Source organism: Thermococcus thioreducens (assembly GCF_002214545.1).
Classification (GTDB): Archaea; Methanobacteriota_B; Thermococci; order Thermococcales; family Thermococcaceae; genus Thermococcus; species Thermococcus thioreducens.
Genome location: NZ_CP015105.1, coordinates 59,457 through 78,244 on the forward strand (window position 1 = coordinate 59,457; position 18,788 = coordinate 78,244).

Here is an 18,788-nt window from a genome sequence, read left to right on the forward strand (position 1 = left end):
ATGAAGCGCCTCACAGCATCTCTCTTTATTCTTTTGTTAGCTTCATCTCTAGTTAGTGCGGCTACCTACACTCTCCCCGGTGACACCTATAACAACATCGGAGTCATGGGGGAGGTGATGATAAACCTAAACGTGACCATTGTAAACACCGCTCCCTTCCCCAAGTTCATCGTCGTTAACCCGCGCTATGACTTCACCGTTTACAGGCTGGATAACAGTGAGAGCGTTCAGGCCTTTCTTCTGGGGGATACCGTTGTCCACAACATCTCGAACGTCCAGAGAACAACCCTCAACTACTACACAGGCTTCTGGATAATGCCCTATGAAACCGTTGTCGTCAACTTTAGAATAACGTCCCACTACTCATACATCATACCCACCATCGACTACCAGACGGTGTGCGGTGACTCAGCCAAAATAACATCCGTTGAGTACAACGGAAGCAGTGTTAGTGGAGTCGTCCAGGACCTCGATGATATCGGCGTTTTAAGCTGTGGAGTAGTGTACCCCCAGCTTATAAACACCCCAAAAGTTATCTACATGAGGAGCATGTTCCCAATTATAGATGGACACATTAAAATCCTCGGGTATGAGGGGGACGTTACCTTCCGCCTGACCAACGTTCCAAACGGGGCTGGGATATTCAACACCTTCTTTGCAGCTGCGATACCGGTCATATTTGATGGGGCTAACATGACCGACTTCACCCCGAACTACACGATGACCTACAGGGACTATATGGAGGAGTTCATCTGGAAGTACAAGGGGCTCAACCCACCCCAGAAGACCCAGCCACAGCCTCTTCCCTCAATGCCCGGAATGTTCCAGCTCTCGAACAGCCTTATAAGCGGGGTCTCAGTTGGAGTCCCGGAGCTTAAACCACCCGAGCAGGCAGGCTTTGACTTCCCCGTCTGGATAATATTCATGGGTAAGGGTGTTGATATAACCTATCACGTCAGCTGGAAGACTGAGGGGCGGTGAGCGTTGGTGCTGGGCGAGAAGAAAAAGAAGAAAGAAGCTGTCTCGTGGATTGATGAGATACTGAGCGGGGAGGATGACCTCCTTGAGAACGTTCTCAAGGAGGGTAAGAAAAAGGAGAAAGAGGAGGAGCACCTTCCCTTCGTGAGGGAAGAGGGGGGCATTGATCTTGAAGAGATACTCAGCCGCCCCTCTCCCGAGGAAGCGATAACCAGCAGGCCTACTGGGGCAGACATCTTGGGGGAGATTTTGGTAGAGGAAAAGGCCCCTACTGGAGGGCTCAAGCCCGCTCCGAAGCCAAGGCCACCCTCAACTCTCCAGGACATACTGGGTTCTTCTATCCGCTCGGAGGAGGCCACCTACGCCGGGAAGGCAGAGGTTTTGGATGCCTACGGAAACGTCCGCATACTCCGTGTAAAGGGCGAGCCTGTTCCCATATATGAGATACGCCTCCCCAAGCTGAGCCGTGAGGAGGAGGAGCTGTTCAAAAGGATAAAGGACAGGGCGATTACCGAACTTCAGATTGACCCCACCGCCTTCCCCGACGTGGAGGAGCGCCGGCGTGTCTTCATGAACGCCGTCAGGCGGATGATTAAGGACGAGGCCCCCCATTTTTCCGAGGGCAGGATTGAGGTTCTCACGGAGCTGATAGTCCAGTCCATGATAGGTTACGGCAAGCTCGATCCCTTGGTTAGGGACGACAACCTTGAGGAGATAATGGTTATCGGAACGAACAGGCCTGTATACGTCTGGCACAGGCGCTTTAACATGTGTAAGACAAACATAACCTTCCGAGAGGAGAAGGAGATACTCAACATCATAGAGCGCATTGCGAGGGAGGTTGGCAGGAGGATAGACCAGCAGAGCCCGCTCCTCGATGCCCGCCTTCCGGACGGGAGCCGTGTCAACGCCACAATACCCCCCATAAGTCTCGACGGCCCGACCATAACCATCCGTAAGTTCAAAAAAGACCCGCTCACGATAATTGACCTCATAAAGTATGGAACCATGAACACAGATATAGCGGCCCTCCTCTGGATATTCGTTGACGGTCTCGGAGTTAAACCCGCCAACGTTCTCGTAGCTGGAGGTACAGGTTCCGGAAAGACGACCACCCTGAACTCCCTGGCGATGTTCATCCCGCCAAGCGAGCGTGTTATCACGATAGAGGACACCGCCGAGCTTCAGCTCCCGGTTGAACACTGGATCAGGCTTGAGACAAGGCCTCCCAACGTTGAGGGCAGGGGAGAAATCACGATGGATGACCTCGTGAAAAACACCCTTCGTATGCGTCCCGACAGGATCATAGTCGGTGAGGTTCGTGGCCCCGAAGCCAGGACGATGTTCACTGCCATGAACACGGGCCACGATGGATGTATGGGAACCATCCACTCCAACAGTGCGAGGGAGACTATAGTCCGCCTTGAGAGTCCCCCGATGAATGTTCCGAGGATAATGATACCGGCTCTTGATATTATCATAATGCAGGTGAGGTTCCACAGCAGGAAGAAGGGCACCATAAGGCGCATTACTGAGATCGCAGAGGTATCGGGTATAGAAGGGGAAAGCGTCCAGCTGAACAAGCTCTACAAGTACGATCCCGCGAAGGACGAGCTCATCCCCACTGGAGTCCCGAGTAAGACCCTTAACACCCTTGCTCACCACACCGGGATGAGTGTATCGGAGCTTGAGTTCGAAAAGGAGAAGCGTAAGATAATCCTCGACTGGATGATAGAGCGGGGTATACGAAGCATTGAGAAGGTTGGGTACTACATAAGGCAGTTTTACATAGATGAGGAGGCACTGTTCAGGAGGATTCAGGCTGAAAGTGGCATCGAGACCAGTAGACAGATTAAGAATCTGGTCTAAGGTGATAATCGTGGGCGTCGTTAAAGTCATCACAGACTTTTTGGAACGTCTGGGTGGGAAGACTGTTGAAGTAGCTGAGAAACCTATAAGGAGAATTCCTCAGGGCAAGAGCGTCCAGGAGAGGCTTAGGGCACTTAAAGAGCTACAGAAAGAAATTCAAAAAGAGAAAACTGAAGCAGAAAAAGAGAAGGAACTCGAAGAAATACTTGAATGGCGAAAAAAAGAGATGCAGAGGCCATTTTCTGAGAGACTCGCCGACACTGTGCTACGCTACTTTAAAGGGCCTGTGGAGGCGCTCACAAACTCACTGAGAGGATTGGACCAGGATCTTTACCGTGCAAGCATACTGATGCCCCAAGAAAAGTATGTTGCCCTGATGCTTGCAGTTGCAATTTTTGCGGGCATTTTTGGGTTTCTCTTTGCATATCTCCTGTACGTCCCGGTTGATATGTCCGCTCTGGTGGGGTTCCTGGGTTTTGTGGGCGGCTTCATGTACATGAGGTACTACCCAAGGATGGTCTGGAAGCGCAGGGTCGTTGAGGTGGAAAGGGCCATGCCCTATGCCCTGAGGCACATGGCGTCTCTCCTGAGTGCGGGCGTTGGTATTTCAGAGGCCCTTCTCTCCGTTGCCCGTGCGGATTACGGTGTCATCTCTGAGGAGTTTGAGCTCATCCTGAGGGACATGAGGACGGGTTCGTCCTTTGAGGATGCCCTTACAAAGTTTGACGAGAAGATGGGTTCGGAAAACGTCAGCCGTGTCGTCAAGCAGATACTCAGGGCAATGAAGTTCGGTGGAAACCTCTCCGAGATCCTTTACAAGATGGCAGAAGACTTCGCCTTTGAATACAGAATGAAACTGGTGGAGTATGTCCAGAGGGTCAACGGTATAGCCTTCATCTACATGTTCCTGACAATAGTCATGCCCACCATGTTCGTCGTTGGAATACTGGCTGGTTCGGTTATGGCTCAACAACTTATAATGCCCCCCGAAACCCTTGCAGTAATACTGCTCTTCGCCTTCCCGGCGCTGTCGTTCATAGTGGTCAACATGATTAAGAAGGGAGAGCCGAGGTGACAGTGATGGCCGGTGGATTGTCTTCAGCGTTGATAAAAATCGTCGAGAGAATAGTTCCCAAGCGCTGGATGAGGCGTTACGAGGTTTTCATGTACTCTTCCGGCATAAACTTCCTCGCCGCCGAGTACCTTATAGTGTCCCTGCTGATTGGGATAATCGGAGGTCTTGTTGCTGAGCTGTTCCTTCATCCAGTGTATGCCGTTGCAACGTTCGTAGCACTTTTTGCGGCAATGGCTTTTGGTTATCCCTACTGGAAAATCACCAAGCGCATAGAGGATATGGAGAAAATGTTGCCGGATGCGTTCTTTTATTTGGCCAGTTCCCTTAGGGCAGGGATCTCTTTCTCGGAGGCGCTGGAGGAGCTAACGACGACTAAATTTGGTGCACTTACGGAAGAATTCAGGAGGACTGTCGCCGAAATAAAGAAAGGTCGTCCAACATCTGAGGCACTTCGTGCCTTTGCGATAAGGAACATGAAATCCCCCGTCATTTATCGTTCCATGATGATAATTATTGAGGCCCTTGAGAGGGGCGCACCTATGAGCGATGTGCTAGTCTACGTTGGAAACGATGTGAGGGAAATACTCAGGATAAAGCAGGAGAGAAAAGCCTCGACCGGCATGCAGGTTATGTTCTTCATAATAACCAGCGGATTTATCGGACCCCTGATATTAGGAATAGTCGCTCAGGTCATGTTCGCAATGAGTACTGGGAACGTGACTTTTCCGGTTGGCACTATACGGACGATACTTTTGGCCTTTGTTGCTCTCCAGGCCATAGTTTCGGGTTTGGGGATTGGTGTCATAAGAGAAGGAAAATACTCAGCAGGCATCAAATATAGCCTGCTGCTAATGGTGATGGGTATTGTGGTCTTCCAGGGGACTTCAGGCCTCAATATTGGAATCTGAGGCCTCTTCTTTAGCTTTCTGGACGTCCACTATTTCTACCTCAAAGATGAGGGTCTTCCCTGCGAGCGGGTGGTTGAAGTCGAGGGTGACGCTCTCCTCACCAACCTTGGCTATCTTGGCTATCCCTGAGTCCGTCATGACGTACATCCCTTCAACCGGCTCCAGGCCCGCACTGGTAAACTCGGAGATTGGAACATCTATAACGAGCTCCGGGTTCGGCATGCCGTAGGCCTTCTCGGGGGGTATGGTGATGGTTTTCTTCTCCCCAAGCTCCATACCAATAAGGGCCTCGTCAAGACCGGGGATTATCTCGCCAACCCCGACGTTGACGCCGAGGGGGCCGTATTCCCTCTCCTCCACGTATATCTCGTTTTCCCTAGCGATGTCCTCGTAACTGGTATCAAAAACTTCACCGTTCTCAAATCTGCCCACGTAGTGGAACACCACAAAATCTCCAGCTTCAATCTTCATTTCCTTCAACTCCAAAAGTCTCTTCATGGGGGCTTGACCCGGCGCCTTATAACGGTTTTGGTGTTTTCCACTTTGAACGATAAACACGGCAACTATATAAGGAACGTCACACCATTTAAAAGGGGTGATATTATGGGGTACCTATCCGAAACCCTCATGAAGGAGTACGGCGACCTCACCGTTAGGGACGTGTATTCCACGAAGCTGGGGGACACCGATGTTGAGATAATCGAGGTCTCAAAGGACGGCAAGAAGTTCATAGCCATGTTCCAGAGCCGTAAAGTGAAGGAAAACCTGTTCAGGTGGTCGCTGATAATAACAAGCGCCAGGCACACCAGAACCCTCAAGGGCATGGATCCCCTCGACGGAATAACCCTGGCCCTCAAGTCCAGCATAGATGCGATGATAGCCGGAATGGAAGAATGAAGAGAGCCCTACTCCTCCGGAAGGATGTAGTAAACGTAGTGCGGCCTGTTCGTTACCTCGTCTATGAACACAACCGTCCCGGTCTTCGGGGGCTTGAGGTAGTGAACTTCGCCTTTTCTCGTGGTTACCGCCGCGAAGGCGTCGCCCGTTCTTACCCTGTTCCCCACGTTTGCTATCAGGGTCTTTGTGTATCCCTCCACGGGGAGCAGGAGCAGTTCGTCGCCCTTTTTCAGGTATATTCTTGTCCTTCCGTCGGGGAGCACCAGAACCGCATCTGCGAGCAGCTTTCCCTCAATTCTGTCAACGTAGAGGTAGAACCTATCGTAAACTTCCTTCGCGAGGAACTTGGAGCCATCCACCTCAACGAAGCCGGGAACGGTTTCGCCCTCCCTCAACCATACTTCAACGTTTCCGCTGATGATCACGCAGTCTTTTATCGCCTTTCCCCCCTCAATGCACTCCCCCGGAGGGGCCTCAACGTAAAGCCTTGGAACCCTCTCCACCGTCATCACCTGACCTTTACCTATGGGTAAAAGCTTTTAAACCTGCCCTCTCTACACTTCCCGATAAAAATGTCCACCAGGGTAAAATTCTTGGCCCTCTCTGGACTGCTGTTTTCACTGATGACGCTCATGATTAATTACAGCGCAACCACATCGAGCGCACCCAGGGGCAGTTCCGCACCCTGGACCGGCGTCCTTCTTATCGTTCTCGCGATAGTTGGCCTGTTCGTTATCATCGGCGTCCTTCTGGGGTGGAGGGATCCCTTCAGGCGGGATGAGGGCGGCGGCTTTGGTTTCCTGACTTACATTGCCATTGTGTTTGGTGGCATCGTGGGGGGCGTTGTTTTCCGAATGATGAAAAAGCGTCCCCTGGGTTTTCCAGCCAACGATACTTCTGTGAACGGCTCGGTGAACGGTTCACTTCCCCTTCAGTCCACCACCCAATCTCCCACCTACCACAACGTCTCTTTGACGCCTGCAAGGGAAGCGTTGTCTTCCCAGTACCTTCTCTATGCCCTCCTTGTGGTTGTAATAGTGGTCTTTGCATACCTTGCCGTGATTCAGTACCGCGAATACCTGCAGAAGAAGGAGCGTAAAGAGATGAAGCTCCGTGCCGAGCTGTTCGATAAGAAGCTTGATGAGCTCGGACTTGAGATGTTCGAGAACCCCAGGGAGGCCATCGTTGGTGTTTATAAAAACGCCGTTCTCTGGCTCAACTACCTGGGAATTCCCTACGAGGAGAGCTGGACGCACTGGGAACACGCAGAGCATGTGAGGTACATGCACGATGCCTTTGTCGAGCTGACACGGCTCTTCGAAAAGGCCAAATACGCTCCCGAGAAAATAACATGGGATGATGCTAGGAGGGCCCTTAGGGTCTATCGGGAGATGAGGAGGGGTGTGGATGAGGTTTAATTATGCCCTCGCGATAGCCGTGATCCCCCTGATCATCGCCATGATTGCCGGCTCATACCTGGTTAGATGGCTCGCCGTTCTGGTGTTGGGTGCCCTTTTGGCGTTCATCCTCTTTGGATTTGAAATACACGTTCCTCTTCCCAAGCGGGAAAGGCTGGGGAAGGTCGAGAGAAAAACCGACGTTGAGAGGATAGTGACGCTCATAGAGCGCGCCAAGAATGGGAAGGTCGCCCGCTCCCTTCTCGAGGAGAAGATAGCGGGAATATACGCCACGCTCTCCGACGATTATAACAAGGCTTTTCATTCCCTTGCCTCCGAACCCAACGAGGCAATCAAAGCCCTCCGTTCGGAGGGGGATTTTCTCGATAACCTTGAAAGGGCTCTAAAAATCCTGGAGGAGGATCTATATGAAGATAGGAGAGGTAAGCTCCAAAGGTAATGCCGTCCTTGAGGAGGTCAGAAAGGCGATAGTCGGAAAGGACGAGGTGCTGAAGCTCATACTGACGACGATTCTGGCCGATGGGCACATACTCCTGGAAGACCTGCCCGGTTTAGCAAAGACGCTCATGGCGAAGAGCTTTGCAGCTGCCCTGGGGGTCAGGTTCAAGCGCGTCCAGTTCACACCGGACTTACTCCCCAGCGATATCCTGGGCGTCAGCGTTTTCAACCAGAAGACCCTTGAGTTCGAGTTTAAGAGGGGCCCAATCTTCACGAACATACTCCTTGCCGACGAGATAAACCGTGCCCCGCCAAAGACCCAGTCCGCTTTACTTGAGGCCATGCAGGAGAGGCAGGTCACCATTGAGGGGAGCACATACGAGCTGGAGAGGCCTTTCATAGTCATTGCCACCCAGAACCCGATAGAGCAGGAGGGAACCTATCCGCTCCCGGAGGCCCAGCTGGACAGGTTCCTCGTCAGGCTCCGCGTTGGTTATCCTAGCAGGGGAGAGGAGATAGAGATACTTCGGAGGAGGATGGCCAGGAAGAAGGAGGAGGTCGATATAACGCCAATCCTGACCCCCGAGGAAGTCGTTGAGATGCAGAGGGCGATAGAGGACGTTTACGTCAGCGACGCGATCCTGGAGTACATAACCGACATAGTCTTGGCGACGAGGGAGGACAAGAAGGAGGTAGAGGTTGGGGCCTCGCCCAGGGGAAGCCTTGCCCTGCTCAAGCTCTCCAGGGCCTATGCCGCACTGGAGGGCAGGGACTACGTCATCCCCGACGATGTAAAGGCCGTCGCCGTTCCAGCGCTGAGCCACAGGCTCATCCTCAAGAGGGAGCTGTGGTACACGAAGGTCAGCCAGGAGAGCATAATGGAGAAGCTCCTTGAGCGCGTTCCGGTCCCCAAGTTTGAGTGAGGTGAAAAGGTGCAGGCCCAGCCCCCGCTATACGGCACCGCTCACGTTGAGGAGAGGGAGGAGGCGCCCACCGACGAGATGCTCCCGACGGAGAAGGCAGAGGAGATTCTCATCGCCCTCTGGCTAATCGTTATGTTCGCCTTCCTCCTCCTGCGCTGGGAGATGGTGTATCTGACGCTCCCGGCAATATGGCTTCTGTTTATAGCCGTGTTCTTCTTCAAGCCGCGCCTCAACGTCGAGATTGAGCGGATAATACCCCACAACCGCTTCCTTGAGGGGACTGAGATCGAGATAGTCCTCAGGATCAAGTCCCATGAGAGGATACCCACGTTGAAAATCACAGAGGACATACCTCCCGGCTTGGAGCTGGTGGAGGGGCAGAGGGAGCACGTCCTCTCCCTCCGGCCGGGAGAGGAGAGGGAGATAAGGTACAGGGTTCGCGTTAAGCGCGGAATCCACGAGTTCAACTGGGTAAGACTGCGCTACCTCGACCCGTTTGGCTTCTTCAGGGTCGACAGGAAGGTTGACGTCTACAGCGAGATAGTGGGCGTTCCGATAATTACTGACGTCCCAACGCCCTACTCTACCAGGGGAACCAAGATAACCGTCGGTCCGCTCCCTTCGCCGAGGGTCGGTGAGGGGGTTGAGTTCCACGCGATCAGGGATTACCAGCCGGGAGACCCTCTCAAGATAATCAACTGGAAGGCCACCGCGAGGACGGGCAGGATAATGGCCAACGAGTACGAGAGCGAGAGAAAAGTAGACGTCGTCTTCATCGTCGATGCCTCCTACACCGGCACTCTCGTCTTTGACCATCTGATTAGAGCAACCGCTTCCCTCATGCTCAACGCCCTCAACAACGGGACCAGTTTTGGCCTTCTCCTGGCCGAAGACGTTCCGCTCTGGATCCGCGTTGACTACGGCAAAAGGCACTTCTTCAAGTGCATAGACTTCCTGAGCACGGCGAAACCCGATAAGAACAACATGATCGCCTACCAGGTCGAGCACCTGATAAAGGCGCGCTTCCCCCCTAAAGCCCAGCTGTTATATTTCTCCCCCCTCCTCACAGAGGAGAGCAGGGAGGCGCTTAAAATAATGGCCCGGTACGGCTACAACGTTGTGGTCATAAGTCCCAATCCCTACACGGCGGTTGAGCCAAAGAGCCGCGAGGAGGAGCTGGCGGTGAAGCTCCTTACCCTCCAGAGGAAGGCGGTGCTGATGAATATGTCCGCCTACGGCATCATCATAGACTGGGACGTCAGAAAGCCCCTTGAGGCCGCTATCGCGGAGGTGGTTGGGCTATGAAGATTAGGAGAAGGCTGTACTCCATCATCCCATTGATTCCCCTCTTCGTACTCCTTGGGACGCGTGACATCAGAACACTCCTCCTGGTGCCGCTGGCACTAATGGCCGTCCAGTGGTACTTTATGGGTGTACTTTTCCTGCTGGCGACGGCGGCCTTTCTCATCTACACGAAAACGGGCGGTCTCTACGGTCTGAGCGTAATGGCGCTGACGGTTCTTGCCCTTGAGATGGGCTACCTGGACAGGGAGCGTGCTCCGAGGGACCACTACCTCATCCTCCTTGCGGCGGTTGCGATGTCCTTCCCGACCTACCTGCTGATGTCGATGCTCTCCCCCGCACTCCCGAGGTTTGAGGTAACTGCACTGGCCGCACTGCTCCTTGTGGTGCTGTACCTCTTTGCCCGGTTTGTGGCCTCTTAGATGCTCCAGCTCCCCGTTTTTTTCAGAACCTCCCTGGCCCTCTCCAGTCCTTTTTTAACGCAGTCCTCAACGGCTGCGCCCCTGGAGTACATCGCCAGAAAGCCGCCCGCGAAGGCATCCCCGGCACCAGTGGGGTCAACGATTTCTTCAGGGCTTATGGGGAGTGCCGAAAACTCCCTGAAGGTTCCATCGTAGACGAGAACCCCCCTCTCACCGCGCGTTATCACAACCAGCCCTGCCCCCCACCTGTGCAGTATTTTGGCGGCCTCTTCCACGGTTCTGGCCTTTGTTATCGTCAACGCTTCCCTCTCATTGGGGAATACGACCTCGACCCTTGATATTATCTCCCTCATAAGCCCGGTCTTCTTCTCGTAGTCCCTAATGTAGGTCGGGTTGAAATCAAGGCTTACTCTCTTGCCTTCCAGCCTTTTTAGTGCCTTGAGCTGTTCCTCCGGTGGAATAGGGGCTATGTGGAACAGGCCCGCGTCCATATACTCCTCGGGGATTGGGGTCTCGCCCATTTTCTGAGCGACTCCCATATCAACAGGGGCATCAACGCTTCCGTCCTCGTGGTAAATCATGTATATGTGAATCGTCCTGCCGGGCAGGATTTGAACGCCCCTAACGTCGAGAACCAATGAGAGCTTTTCGAGCCATTCCTTCGGAAAGTCCTCCCCAACTTTGGTTATCAAACCAACACTCGCACCGGCCAGCGCCGCCGAAGTGGCAACCGCCGCGGCCGCACCACCGGGGTATACTATCTCCTCCCTTCCCGGAAACCGTATGTGGTCTATTGAGACGTGGCCGAGCACCGCCAGGTCGAGCTTCATGATCATCACCAACACCCACTTTTTCAGGGACTTGTGCTTATCCATTTAAGCGATTTCCGGTTGAGTAATAGATTTCTACCCTTCCGTTTAGATGTCCATCGAAAAGATTAAAAGAGCCTGGGAGAAGAGTTTACCAAAGAAAAATGAGGTGGTTCCCATGGAAAGCGTCTTCCAGAACGAGACCGTCAGGGAGATACTTACGAGATACCGCCGCATCTGGGCGATAGGCCACGCCCAGAGCGTCCTCGGCTGGGACATGGAGGTCAACATGCCGAAGGAGGGGATCCTTGAGCGCTCCGTTGCCCAGGGCGAGCTCTCCGTGCTTTCCCAGGAGTTTCTCCTCAAGCCGGAGTTCGTCGAGCTGGTGGAGAAGGCCAAGTCCATAGAGGGCCTCAACGAGTACGAGAGGGGCGTTGTCAGGGTTCTCGACCGCTCGATAAGAATAAGCCGCTCGTTCCCGCCGGAGTTCCTGAGGGAGATGAGCGAGGTGACCAGCCAGGCCACCAAGGCCTGGGAGGAGGCCAAAAAGAGCGATGACTTCTCCAAGTTCGAGCCCTGGTTGGACAGGATTATAGATCTCGCAAAGCGCGCCGCAGACTACCTTGGCTACGAAGACGAGCCCTATGACGCTCTCCTCGACATGTTCGAGGAGGGCCTCACAACCAGGGAAGTCGAGAGGATGTTCAGCAAGCTTGAGAAGGAGCTCAAGCCGCTCCTTGAGAGGATAATGGAAGAAGGTAAAGTCCCGCAGAGCCACCCGCTTGAGAAGGAGCGCTATGAGAGGGAGTGGATGGAGAAGGTCAACCTCTGGATACTCCAGAAGTTCGGCTACCCGCTCGGCATCCGCGCGAGGCTCGACGTCTCGGCTCATCCGTTCACCACCGAGTTCGGTATCCGTGATGTCAGGATAACCACGCGCTACGAGGGCTACGACTTCAGGAGGACTATACTGAGTACGGTTCACGAGTTTGGCCACGCACTCTACGAGCTCCAGCAGGATGAACGCTTTATGTTCAGCCCGATTGCTGGCGGTGTTTCCCTTGGAATCCACGAGAGCCAGAGCAGGTTCTGGGAGAACATCGTCGGCCGCTCCAGGGAGTTTGCAGAGCTCATTCACCCTGTCCTGGGGGAGAACCTGCCCTTCATGGCGGACTACACTCCGGAGGACGTCTACCTCTACTTCAACATGGTCAGGCCTGACTTCATCAGGACTGAATCCGACGTCGTCACCTACAACTTCCACATTCTGCTCCGCTTCAAGCTTGAGAGGATGATGCTCAACGAGGGTGTTAAGGCAAAAGACCTCCCGGAGCTCTGGAACGACGAGATGGAGAACCTCCTCGGCATAAGGCCCAAGAGCTACGTCGAGGGAATCCTCCAGGACATCCACTGGGCCCACGGAACGGTCGGCTACTTCCCGACCTACAGCATCGGAACGCTCTTGGCGGCGCAGTTCTACTACCACATGAAGAGGGACCTCAACGTGGAAGAGCACATCGCCAATGCGGACTTCGGGCCGATAAAGGCCTGGCTCCGCGAGAAGGTTCACAGGTACGGCTCAATATCCCCGCCGAAGGAGCTGCTTAAGAAGTCCATCGGCGAGGAGCTGAACCCTGACTACTTCATCAGGTGGGTGAAGGAGAGGTATCTGTGAGATTTGTTTTTTGCTTTTATTTCCTTCCCAGTTTTATGCCAACTAGACCCCCGACTAGGAGCCCTATTCAAAAAACCGCCGGCAGGCTCCATGAAATCTCTGGTCGGGCCTTTGACTCACTCTCCACCGGTTCAGGTCTGCTGCTTTCCCACTTCCCTCCGTACAGGCTCAGGGCTATCAGCGCGTAGGCATCGCCGTCGAGGGTCATGCTATTCCTTGGGCTTGCGAGCTCAAGGAATCTCAACGCCTCGTCTACATTCCCTCCCTTCGCACCGGCCATGTGGAGCCATATCAGCGCTATCGCCGTGGAGTAGACGTCGTGGTTCCAGGAGCCGTCGAGGTTGGGGGGCTCTATTACGGCGTAGTCCTCTCCATCCCTGAACCGGAAAACCGTCCTTTTGGCATACCCGCTCCCAATTAGGGGTATATAGTTTTTTGGAAATTCCGGATAGAGCCTCATTTTTCCCTTGAAGAAGCCGGATTCGTTTTCAAGGAGGGCTCTCCCCGAGCGTATCAGGAAGATGCTTCCCCGGTCCGGGATCCCCAGGGTGACGTTTATCTCGGCCCTTCTTCCGGTTCCGCCCCATGTTCTGAGGGTTTCCCAGCCGTTTGCGGTATAAATCCTCTCTTCAACCGTGTAGTTGGTAATCCCCCTAAAGCTCAGCCTCAGCGTTGCGTTTCCAATGTACTGCGTCCTTTCGAGAAGAGAGGATATAAAATCAAGCGTCTCCTTCGGAAGGCTCACCTTCTCTTCCTTCAGAAAGAGCAGCGGCAGGACTATACTCTCGTACGCTCCCCTCATATCGCGGTAGGGCATGGGGAAGACAAAGCCCATGAAGAAGTTGTCCAGATACGGGCCCACGAGCCTCTCCGGCATCAGCCTTTCCTCCAGCCATCTCCACTCTTCCGAGACGTTGTGGCCGAGCCTTGAGAGGGCAGCGATTGCATAGGCAGTTGCAACGATGCTTGGCGACTCGTTGACCCTGTTGAGCCCCGTCTGTTCCCAGAACAGGTAAACCGTGCTCCCCCAGTGGTTCCCGCTCTCGTTCCTCAGAAGGAACTGGGCAGCCTTTTGTATTTCCATGGAATTGGGGTTTTCTCCTGCCTCAAGGAGGGCTAAAATCGCCAGTCCGGTTCCAGCCGATCTGGAGAGTTCCCAGTAGAACCACTCCGAGTCCGGCTCTGGATAGTCGTCGGTTATTATTGCCGGAAAGGAACCGTCCTTGCTCTGCTTTGACTTTATCCATTCAACGAGTTGCCGGAACTCCGTGGAGTTCCTCGGGTAGCCGCTCCTTGCGAGGGCTATAACTTTGAGGCATGTGAGGTAGAACGTCTCGTTTCCCCTGAATGCCTCCCATCCGGAGACGCTTCTGGTGTTCCAAACACCGTTCAGGGTTCGGAGTTGATACTCGTTTATGTAGTGCTCCGCACCTCTGCCAATTAATGAACTGGCTCCGGCTGGCGGCAATATGAAACCGGGGATGAAAACCAGAAGAAGAATGATGGGGAGCTTCTCTCTCATACCGCACACCATGTTAAAATAGCAAAGGAGACTTTAACTTTTTGGGACCTCACTTAACGGCTCCCCGATCCACCCCACCGGTTCAACTTCTATCGCCGCAACTCCGTACTTCCTCTCCTTCTCCTCGGAGTAGAAGCGGCGGTAGATCTTTACGCCCTCTTCGATGCTCTCGACGCCAGGGAGGACGTTCTCCAGTCCTTCTTTCTCCAGCATCTCCCTGAAGGAGGAGTAGACCCTGATATCTTTCACCACGCACATCAGCCTGTTCTCGAAGATTATCGTGTCTCCTGGCTTAATCCCCTGCCTCTTCTCGTCGTATAATCTGCCCTCGACCTTTTTCCTGCCCTCGGCTATGGCCTTTAGATACTCCCCCTGGAGGCCCATTCTCCACGTCGTCATGGGACCACCTCACAGGAGGTTTCTGACGATGGCGGGACTTATCTTTATCAGCCTTGCGAGGAGCTTCGGCCTCTTAAGGATTGCCTTCGCGGTTCTCACGTGGTCATCGAAATCTGCCTGTCCCTCTATGACCTCTCTCGCTTCGGGACTTCCGAGGACCTCAAAGACCCTCTCAATATCGTCCTGGCTCATGCCTTTGAAGATCCTTCTGAACCTCAGGCCGAAGCTGATCTGCTTTTTCACGAAGAAGCATCCCTTCTCGTAATCCCCGAGCCTTCCGTCGAGGAGGGCCCTCCTCAGCGCATGGGCGCAGTACATCCCGTAGACTATTCCTCCGGCGGTGGTTGGCTTTATCTGGAGCGCCGCATCTCCAACGAGTGCAACGTTGCCCCTGACCCAGGGCTTCCTCACACCGAAGGCAACCGAGCCCGCTTTAAACTCAACTATCGAGGTTGGCTTCAGCATCCTTATCTTCAGGAACCTGTGAAAAGCATCGAGGCTCCCGAAGGTTCCGACCCTGGCGACTCTCTCGCTCACCGGTGCCACCCAGAAGAAGAACTCCGGGTTTATATCCTTGTTCACCCAGACCTCGACGAAGTCAGGATTGAAATTCCCAACCACCTCCGCCTCATAGCCGCTCAGGAATTCACCTTTTGTCTGGGCCCCTATCGCCTTGGCTACGGTGCTGTTCACACCGTCGGCCCCGATGTAGAAGTCCGCCTCGATCTCAATCCTCTCCCCAAACCTCTGAAGGACGGCCTTTCCGTTTTTGAATCCCTGAAAGGCCGCCGCCATATAGTAGTCCACGCCCTTCCCCACGGCCCTCTCTGCCAGCCACCTCTCAAGAGCCTTTCTGTCCACGAGGTAAGCCTGCGGCGATTTTCTCTCTATCTCAAAGCTCTGTATTCGCGAGTAGAAAACCGCCCCGCGGAGCTTGTTCAAAACGGCACTCTCCGGAAGACCGAGCCTCTCATAGTTCTCGGCCCCTATTATGCCAGTGCATGCTTTCCCCCCTAAGGAGCCCTTCCTCTCAACAACAGCGACCTTGAAGTCCCTCGCGAGCAGGTTGGCAAGGTAGTTGCCAACCGGCCCAGCGCCAATGATAAGGACGTCGTACCTCATTCCCACCCACCGAGGGGAGTGCGTTTTAAAACCTAAAAACCTAACTTTTTCGGTGGTATCATGAAAGTGCTCGTGACGGGATTCGAGCCCTTCGGCGGCGAGGAGATAAACCCTTCCTGGGAGGCCGTTTCGGGGCTTCCGGATGAGATTGGTGGGGCAGAGATAATAAAGCGACAGCTCCCGGTGACCTTCAACGGCGTCAGAAAGATTCTTCCAAGGCTGATTGTCGAGGAGAGGCCGGACGTTGTAATCCTGACCGGCCAGGCCGGCGGGAGGCCGAACATAACCGTCGAGCGCGTTGCGATAAACGTCATGGACAGCACGATGCCCGACAATGACGGCTTTGCTCCAGAAGATGAGCCAGTCTTTGAGGGCGCCCCGGCGGCATACTTCGCAACACTCCCTATAAAGGCCATCGTGAGGGCTTTGAGGGGAGAGAAGATTCCCGCGGGGATTTCAAACACCGCCGGGACCTACGTCTGCAATACCACAATGTTCACGGCGCTCCACACGATAGCCGTTGCGGGAATGGAAACTAAGGCCGGCTTCATACATGTCCCCTTCAGCCACGAACAGGCCTTGGAAAAGCCGAGGCCCTCAATGGCCGTTGAAACGATAAGGAAGGCCTTAGAGGTCGCCATCAGAACCTCCCTGAGGGGCTGATAAGCTTTTTAAACCGCCCCTCCAACCTTTCCACAGAACCCTTAGAGGGTGAGGCCTATTCTAATCCTCGGAGTGGACATAATAAGCGAGAACCCCAAGAGGTTTGCCGTCGTGAGCTGGTTCAACGGCAGGCTTGAGAGAAAGGGCGAGTTCACCCTCTACCGCCTTATCCGATTCATCCAGTCCAAAAGGCCGGATATAGTGGCCATGGACAGCGTCACCGAGCTCGGCGACGACCTCAGGAAGTTCCTCCGCTCCCTTCCCGGGGGCACGAAGCTCGTCCAGGTGACCGGCCGTCCGGGCGAGCAGAGGAGCCTTCAGAGTTTAGCCAGGGAACACGGGATAAGGGTAACCGACAGGTTCGACCCCTATGAGGAGGCCAAGCTTTCCGCCCTGCTGGCCAGTAAAGGAGTCGGCTATGAGGTTCTTGCCTTCGAGGATGAGGTGATAATCAAAGTTACGAGGGGCAGGAGCCACGGGAAGGGTGGCTGGAGCCAGGACAGGTACAGGAAGCGCGTTCACAACCTCGTCCGCGACAAGGTGAGGGAGATAGAAGAGAGGCTCCGGAGGGCGGACATACCCTTTGACCTGGAGGTTGAGGAGAAGGACTACGGCCTGGCCAAGGGGGAGTTCAAAGTCTACGCGGGCAGGGAAGAGCTCGCGGGGCTGATAAAGCCCACCCGCGGCGGGGACGTCGAGGTGAGAATCCAGCCGGTTGAGAGGGCTGAACTCGGCTTCGCTCCGCTCAGGGGCGAGGAGGCGGTACGCGAGAGGAGGAGCATCATAGTGGGCATAGACCCGGGGATAACGGTCGGTATAGCGGCCATAGATTTGAACGGAAGGGTGATTGCCCTCCACAGCGAGAGGAACATGCCGGTCGGCGAGGTCTTTCGGTTCATAAGCAACGTCGGCCATCCGGTCATCGTTGCTACCGATGTGAACCCCGCCCCAGGATTCGTTGAAAAAATTGCCCGCTCCTTCAAGGCCAACCTTTTCGTTCCCAGGGAGAGCCTCCGCGTTGAGGAGAAGAACGAACTCCTGAGGAACCTGGGTATAAGCGTTGACGACGACCACCAGCGGGATGCCCTGGCGGCGGCCTACAAGGCCTACCTCCGCATGAAGCCCAAGCTGGAGCACGTGGATGCAAAACTCCGTGAGGCGGGACTTACGAGGAAGGCCGACGAGATCAAAGCTCTGGTAATTCAGGGCTACAACCTCGGGGAGGCCATGCAGCGGGTTACACTGCGCGAAAGACCCAGGGAAGAAGCGCCGGAGGAGAAGCCGGGCATCGATGTTACGCCGTACATAAAGCGCATCCGCGAGCTGGAGAGGAGGATAGAGTTCCTTGAGAGGGAGAACGCCGAGCTGAGGGAGATAATAAAGGAGCAGCGGAAGACGATAGGCAGACTTGAGAGAAGAATAGCGGACTACGACGAGGAAGTCAGGAGGAAGGTTCTCCGCGAGAGGGAGCTTGAGGCGAAGGTGAAGCGCATAGAGATCCTTGAGAAGCAGCTCCGCGAAGCAAAGGCCGTAATAGAAAGGTTGAGCAGGGACCTCGTTCAGGTAAAGAGGATGAACGTGGTTGAGATTCGAGGCTCCGCCATCCCCTTGAAGGTTATGAACGTCCTCAGCTGGCGCGAGCTCGAAAGACTGGAGCGCGAGATAGGTGTAAAGCGGGGCGATGTCCTGTTCGTGGTGAACCCGGCCGGTGCAGGAAGGGCCATAGCGGAGGAGCTGGTGGAGAAGGGAATCCGGGCGCTGATAACCGAGAAACCCCTTCCGGAGCCGGTCAGGGAGGTTTTCAGGGAGGCGCACCTTCCCTTCTTCACGGGCGATGAGCTCGACGTCAAGCGCGTTGATGAGTTCGCTGTAGTCGAGCGGGAGACCCTCGAAAAGGCTATTGAAGACCTGCTCGCCAGATGGGAAGAGGAGGATAAAGAGAAGGAGGCAGAGAGACTCCTCCGCCTCGTGGAGGAGTACAGAATAGAGCGCATAAAAGAGCTGCGGAGAAAGGCTGAAGAGGAAGTCCGGAAGCACTGAAATTTCCGGGTTCGGAAGAATTGGTATATTAAACGCCCTCCAGAGCGGCTCTCAATGTCCGGAGGTATCTTGCCGTTTCTTTGGCCCCTTTCTCAGTTATCCTCACGGCCGTTCTCGGCCTGTCGGCAAAGACCTTGTAGGTCTCGATATAACCTGCCTTTTCTAGAGCTTTCAGGTGTGAGTCCAGGTTTCCGGGCGTTACCTCCAGAACCTCCAGGAGCTCCTTGAATAGAACCCTCTCCCTCGGCAGGAGGTAGAGCATGACGCCTAACCTTATGGGGTTTCCCAGGGTGTGGTTCCTGCTCAGCTCTCTGAGAGCCTCCATGCT

Annotated in this window: 20 protein-coding genes; 13 read left to right on the forward strand and 7 right to left on the reverse strand. The window is 54.5% G+C overall.

Annotated features, from left to right (window positions below; genetic code table 11):
* From A3L14_RS00295 to A3L14_RS00310, 4 genes are read left to right on the forward strand one after another with little or no spacing between them, the layout of a single operon-like run.
* The gene (locus A3L14_RS00295) at positions 1–981 is read left to right on the forward strand and encodes a hypothetical protein (RefSeq protein WP_055428361.1); all 981 of its coding nucleotides are present in this window, start codon (positions 1–3) and stop codon (positions 979–981) included.
* A gap of 6 nt (positions 982–987) precedes the next feature.
* Positions 988–2,847, forward strand: a complete 1,860-nt coding sequence (locus A3L14_RS00300) for a CpaF family protein (RefSeq protein ID WP_055428362.1) — start codon at positions 988–990, stop codon at positions 2,845–2,847.
* 10 nt (positions 2,848–2,857) lie between these two features.
* Complete coding sequence (locus tag A3L14_RS00305; protein ID WP_055428363.1) at positions 2,858–3,922, forward strand: type II secretion system F family protein; 1,065 nt, start codon at positions 2,858–2,860, stop codon at positions 3,920–3,922.
* A gap of 5 nt (positions 3,923–3,927) precedes the next feature.
* Positions 3,928–4,830, forward strand: coding sequence for a type II secretion system F family protein (locus A3L14_RS00310; protein ID WP_055428364.1), 903 nt, complete (start codon positions 3,928–3,930; stop codon positions 4,828–4,830).
* Here the strand turns inward: A3L14_RS00310 and A3L14_RS00315 are convergent.
* The gene (locus A3L14_RS00315) at positions 4,807–5,301 is read right to left on the reverse strand and encodes an FKBP-type peptidyl-prolyl cis-trans isomerase (protein ID WP_055428402.1); all 495 of its coding nucleotides are present in this window, start codon (positions 5,299–5,301) and stop codon (positions 4,807–4,809) included. The genes A3L14_RS00310 and A3L14_RS00315 overlap by 24 nt on opposite strands.
* Before the next feature lie 132 nt (positions 5,302–5,433).
* Here A3L14_RS00315 and A3L14_RS00320 point away from each other — a divergent pair, with 132 nt between their 5' ends.
* Positions 5,434–5,727 (forward strand): hypothetical protein, encoded by a 294-nt coding sequence (locus A3L14_RS00320; RefSeq protein WP_055428365.1) that lies wholly within the window; start codon positions 5,434–5,436, stop codon positions 5,725–5,727.
* Positions 5,728–5,735: 8 nt separating this feature from the next.
* On the opposite strand, the gene A3L14_RS00325 is transcribed toward A3L14_RS00320, so the two are convergent.
* Positions 5,736–6,230, reverse strand: a complete 495-nt coding sequence (locus tag A3L14_RS00325; protein ID WP_055428366.1) for a DUF2118 family protein — start codon at positions 6,228–6,230, stop codon at positions 5,736–5,738.
* Between the two features lie 69 nt (positions 6,231–6,299).
* Here A3L14_RS00325 and A3L14_RS00330 point away from each other — a divergent pair, with 69 nt between their 5' ends.
* The 5 genes from A3L14_RS00330 (at position 6,300) to A3L14_RS00350 (ending at position 10,230) form a co-directional block, all read left to right on the forward strand.
* Positions 6,300–7,145 carry a DUF4129 domain-containing protein gene (locus A3L14_RS00330; protein ID WP_055428367.1) on the forward strand — a complete coding sequence of 282 codons (846 nt, stop codon included), beginning with the start codon at positions 6,300–6,302 and terminating at the stop codon, positions 7,143–7,145.
* The gene (locus A3L14_RS00335; protein ID WP_055428368.1) at positions 7,135–7,584 is read left to right on the forward strand and encodes a hypothetical protein; all 450 of its coding nucleotides are present in this window, start codon (positions 7,135–7,137) and stop codon (positions 7,582–7,584) included. The genes A3L14_RS00330 and A3L14_RS00335 overlap by 11 nt, the downstream gene beginning before the upstream one ends.
* Positions 7,553–8,506 (forward strand): AAA family ATPase, encoded by a 954-nt coding sequence (locus tag A3L14_RS00340; protein ID WP_055428369.1) that lies wholly within the window; start codon positions 7,553–7,555, stop codon positions 8,504–8,506. Before A3L14_RS00335 ends, A3L14_RS00340 begins: the two co-directional genes overlap by 32 nt.
* Before the next feature lie 78 nt (positions 8,507–8,584).
* Positions 8,585–9,811, forward strand: a complete 1,227-nt coding sequence (locus tag A3L14_RS00345) for a DUF58 domain-containing protein (RefSeq protein ID WP_055428403.1) — start codon at positions 8,585–8,587, stop codon at positions 9,809–9,811.
* Positions 9,808–10,230: a hypothetical protein gene (locus A3L14_RS00350; RefSeq protein ID WP_055428370.1), complete on the forward strand. Its 423-nt coding sequence runs from the start codon at positions 9,808–9,810 to the stop codon at positions 10,228–10,230. Before A3L14_RS00345 ends, A3L14_RS00350 begins: the two co-directional genes overlap by 4 nt.
* On the opposite strand, the gene A3L14_RS00355 is transcribed toward A3L14_RS00350, so the two are convergent.
* Positions 10,227–11,060: a carbohydrate kinase family protein gene (locus A3L14_RS00355; RefSeq protein WP_055428371.1), complete on the reverse strand. Its 834-nt coding sequence runs from the start codon at positions 11,058–11,060 to the stop codon at positions 10,227–10,229. The genes A3L14_RS00350 and A3L14_RS00355 overlap by 4 nt on opposite strands.
* A gap of 157 nt (positions 11,061–11,217) precedes the next feature.
* Here A3L14_RS00355 and A3L14_RS00360 point away from each other — a divergent pair, with 157 nt between their 5' ends.
* On the forward strand, positions 11,218–12,714 hold the full coding sequence (locus tag A3L14_RS00360) for a carboxypeptidase M32 (RefSeq protein WP_088886089.1): 1,497 nt from the start codon (positions 11,218–11,220) through the stop codon (positions 12,712–12,714).
* A gap of 67 nt (positions 12,715–12,781) precedes the next feature.
* On the opposite strand, the gene A3L14_RS00365 is transcribed toward A3L14_RS00360, so the two are convergent.
* The 3 genes from A3L14_RS00365 to A3L14_RS00375 are packed head-to-tail and all read right to left on the reverse strand — an operon-like array spanning position 12,782 to position 15,757.
* Positions 12,782–14,236 (reverse strand): prenyltransferase/squalene oxidase repeat-containing protein, encoded by a 1,455-nt coding sequence (locus A3L14_RS00365; protein ID WP_157726971.1) that lies wholly within the window; start codon positions 14,234–14,236, stop codon positions 12,782–12,784.
* 33 nt (positions 14,237–14,269) lie between these two features.
* Positions 14,270–14,635 carry an ASCH domain-containing protein gene (locus A3L14_RS00370; RefSeq protein WP_055428374.1) on the reverse strand — a complete coding sequence of 122 codons (366 nt, stop codon included), beginning with the start codon at positions 14,633–14,635 and terminating at the stop codon, positions 14,270–14,272.
* 9 nt (positions 14,636–14,644) lie between these two features.
* The gene (locus tag A3L14_RS00375; RefSeq protein WP_055428375.1) at positions 14,645–15,757 is read right to left on the reverse strand and encodes a geranylgeranyl reductase family protein; all 1,113 of its coding nucleotides are present in this window, start codon (positions 15,755–15,757) and stop codon (positions 14,645–14,647) included.
* Between the two features lie 60 nt (positions 15,758–15,817).
* Here A3L14_RS00375 and pcp point away from each other — a divergent pair, with 60 nt between their 5' ends.
* Positions 15,818–16,420, forward strand: a complete 603-nt coding sequence (gene pcp / locus A3L14_RS00380) for a pyroglutamyl-peptidase I (protein ID WP_055428376.1) — start codon at positions 15,818–15,820, stop codon at positions 16,418–16,420.
* Positions 16,421–16,468: 48 nt separating this feature from the next.
* Positions 16,469–18,460 carry a DUF460 domain-containing protein gene (locus A3L14_RS00385; protein WP_088886091.1) on the forward strand — a complete coding sequence of 664 codons (1,992 nt, stop codon included), beginning with the start codon at positions 16,469–16,471 and terminating at the stop codon, positions 18,458–18,460.
* A 28-nt stretch (positions 18,461–18,488) separates the two neighbouring features.
* Here the strand turns inward: A3L14_RS00385 and A3L14_RS00390 are convergent, their stop codons facing one another.
* A complete protein-coding gene (locus tag A3L14_RS00390; RefSeq protein ID WP_055428377.1) occupies positions 18,489–18,785 on the reverse strand; it encodes a transcriptional regulator in 297 nt (98 codons plus the stop codon).
* Between the last annotated feature and the right edge of the window lie 3 nt (positions 18,786–18,788).

What these genes read in the sequence shown, in the direction of transcription:
- A3L14_RS00295 (WP_055428361.1), top strand. Translation starts at nt 1, where the DNA reads ATGAAGCGCCTCACAGCATCTCTCTTTATTCTTTTGTTAGCTTCATCT.
- A3L14_RS00310 (WP_055428364.1), top strand. Translation starts at nt 3,928, where the DNA reads ATGGCCGGTGGATTGTCTTCAGCGTTGATAAAAATCGTCGAGAGAATA.
- A3L14_RS00315 (WP_055428402.1), bottom strand. Translation starts at nt 5,301, where the DNA reads ATGAAGATTGAAGCTGGAGATTTTGTGGTGTTCCACTACGTGGGCAGA.
- A3L14_RS00320 (WP_055428365.1), top strand. Translation starts at nt 5,434, where the DNA reads ATGGGGTACCTATCCGAAACCCTCATGAAGGAGTACGGCGACCTCACC.
- A3L14_RS00330 (WP_055428367.1), top strand. Translation starts at nt 6,300, where the DNA reads ATGTCCACCAGGGTAAAATTCTTGGCCCTCTCTGGACTGCTGTTTTCA.
- A3L14_RS00335 (WP_055428368.1), top strand. Translation starts at nt 7,135, where the DNA reads ATGAGGTTTAATTATGCCCTCGCGATAGCCGTGATCCCCCTGATCATC.
- A3L14_RS00340 (WP_055428369.1), top strand. Translation starts at nt 7,553, where the DNA reads ATGAAGATAGGAGAGGTAAGCTCCAAAGGTAATGCCGTCCTTGAGGAG.
- A3L14_RS00345 (WP_055428403.1), top strand. Translation starts at nt 8,585, where the DNA reads ATGCTCCCGACGGAGAAGGCAGAGGAGATTCTCATCGCCCTCTGGCTA.
- A3L14_RS00350 (WP_055428370.1), top strand. Translation starts at nt 9,808, where the DNA reads ATGAAGATTAGGAGAAGGCTGTACTCCATCATCCCATTGATTCCCCTC.
- A3L14_RS00355 (WP_055428371.1), bottom strand. Translation starts at nt 11,060, where the DNA reads ATGAAGCTCGACCTGGCGGTGCTCGGCCACGTCTCAATAGACCACATA.
- A3L14_RS00360 (WP_088886089.1), top strand. Translation starts at nt 11,218, where the DNA reads ATGGAAAGCGTCTTCCAGAACGAGACCGTCAGGGAGATACTTACGAGA.
- A3L14_RS00365 (WP_157726971.1), bottom strand. Translation starts at nt 14,236, where the DNA reads ATGAGAGAGAAGCTCCCCATCATTCTTCTTCTGGTTTTCATCCCCGGT.
- A3L14_RS00370 (WP_055428374.1), bottom strand. Translation starts at nt 14,635, where the DNA reads ATGACGACGTGGAGAATGGGCCTCCAGGGGGAGTATCTAAAGGCCATA.
- A3L14_RS00375 (WP_055428375.1), bottom strand. Translation starts at nt 15,757, where the DNA reads ATGAGGTACGACGTCCTTATCATTGGCGCTGGGCCGGTTGGCAACTAC.
- pcp (WP_055428376.1), top strand. Translation starts at nt 15,818, where the DNA reads ATGAAAGTGCTCGTGACGGGATTCGAGCCCTTCGGCGGCGAGGAGATA.
- A3L14_RS00390 (WP_055428377.1), bottom strand. Translation starts at nt 18,785, where the DNA reads ATGGAGGCTCTCAGAGAGCTGAGCAGGAACCACACCCTGGGAAACCCC.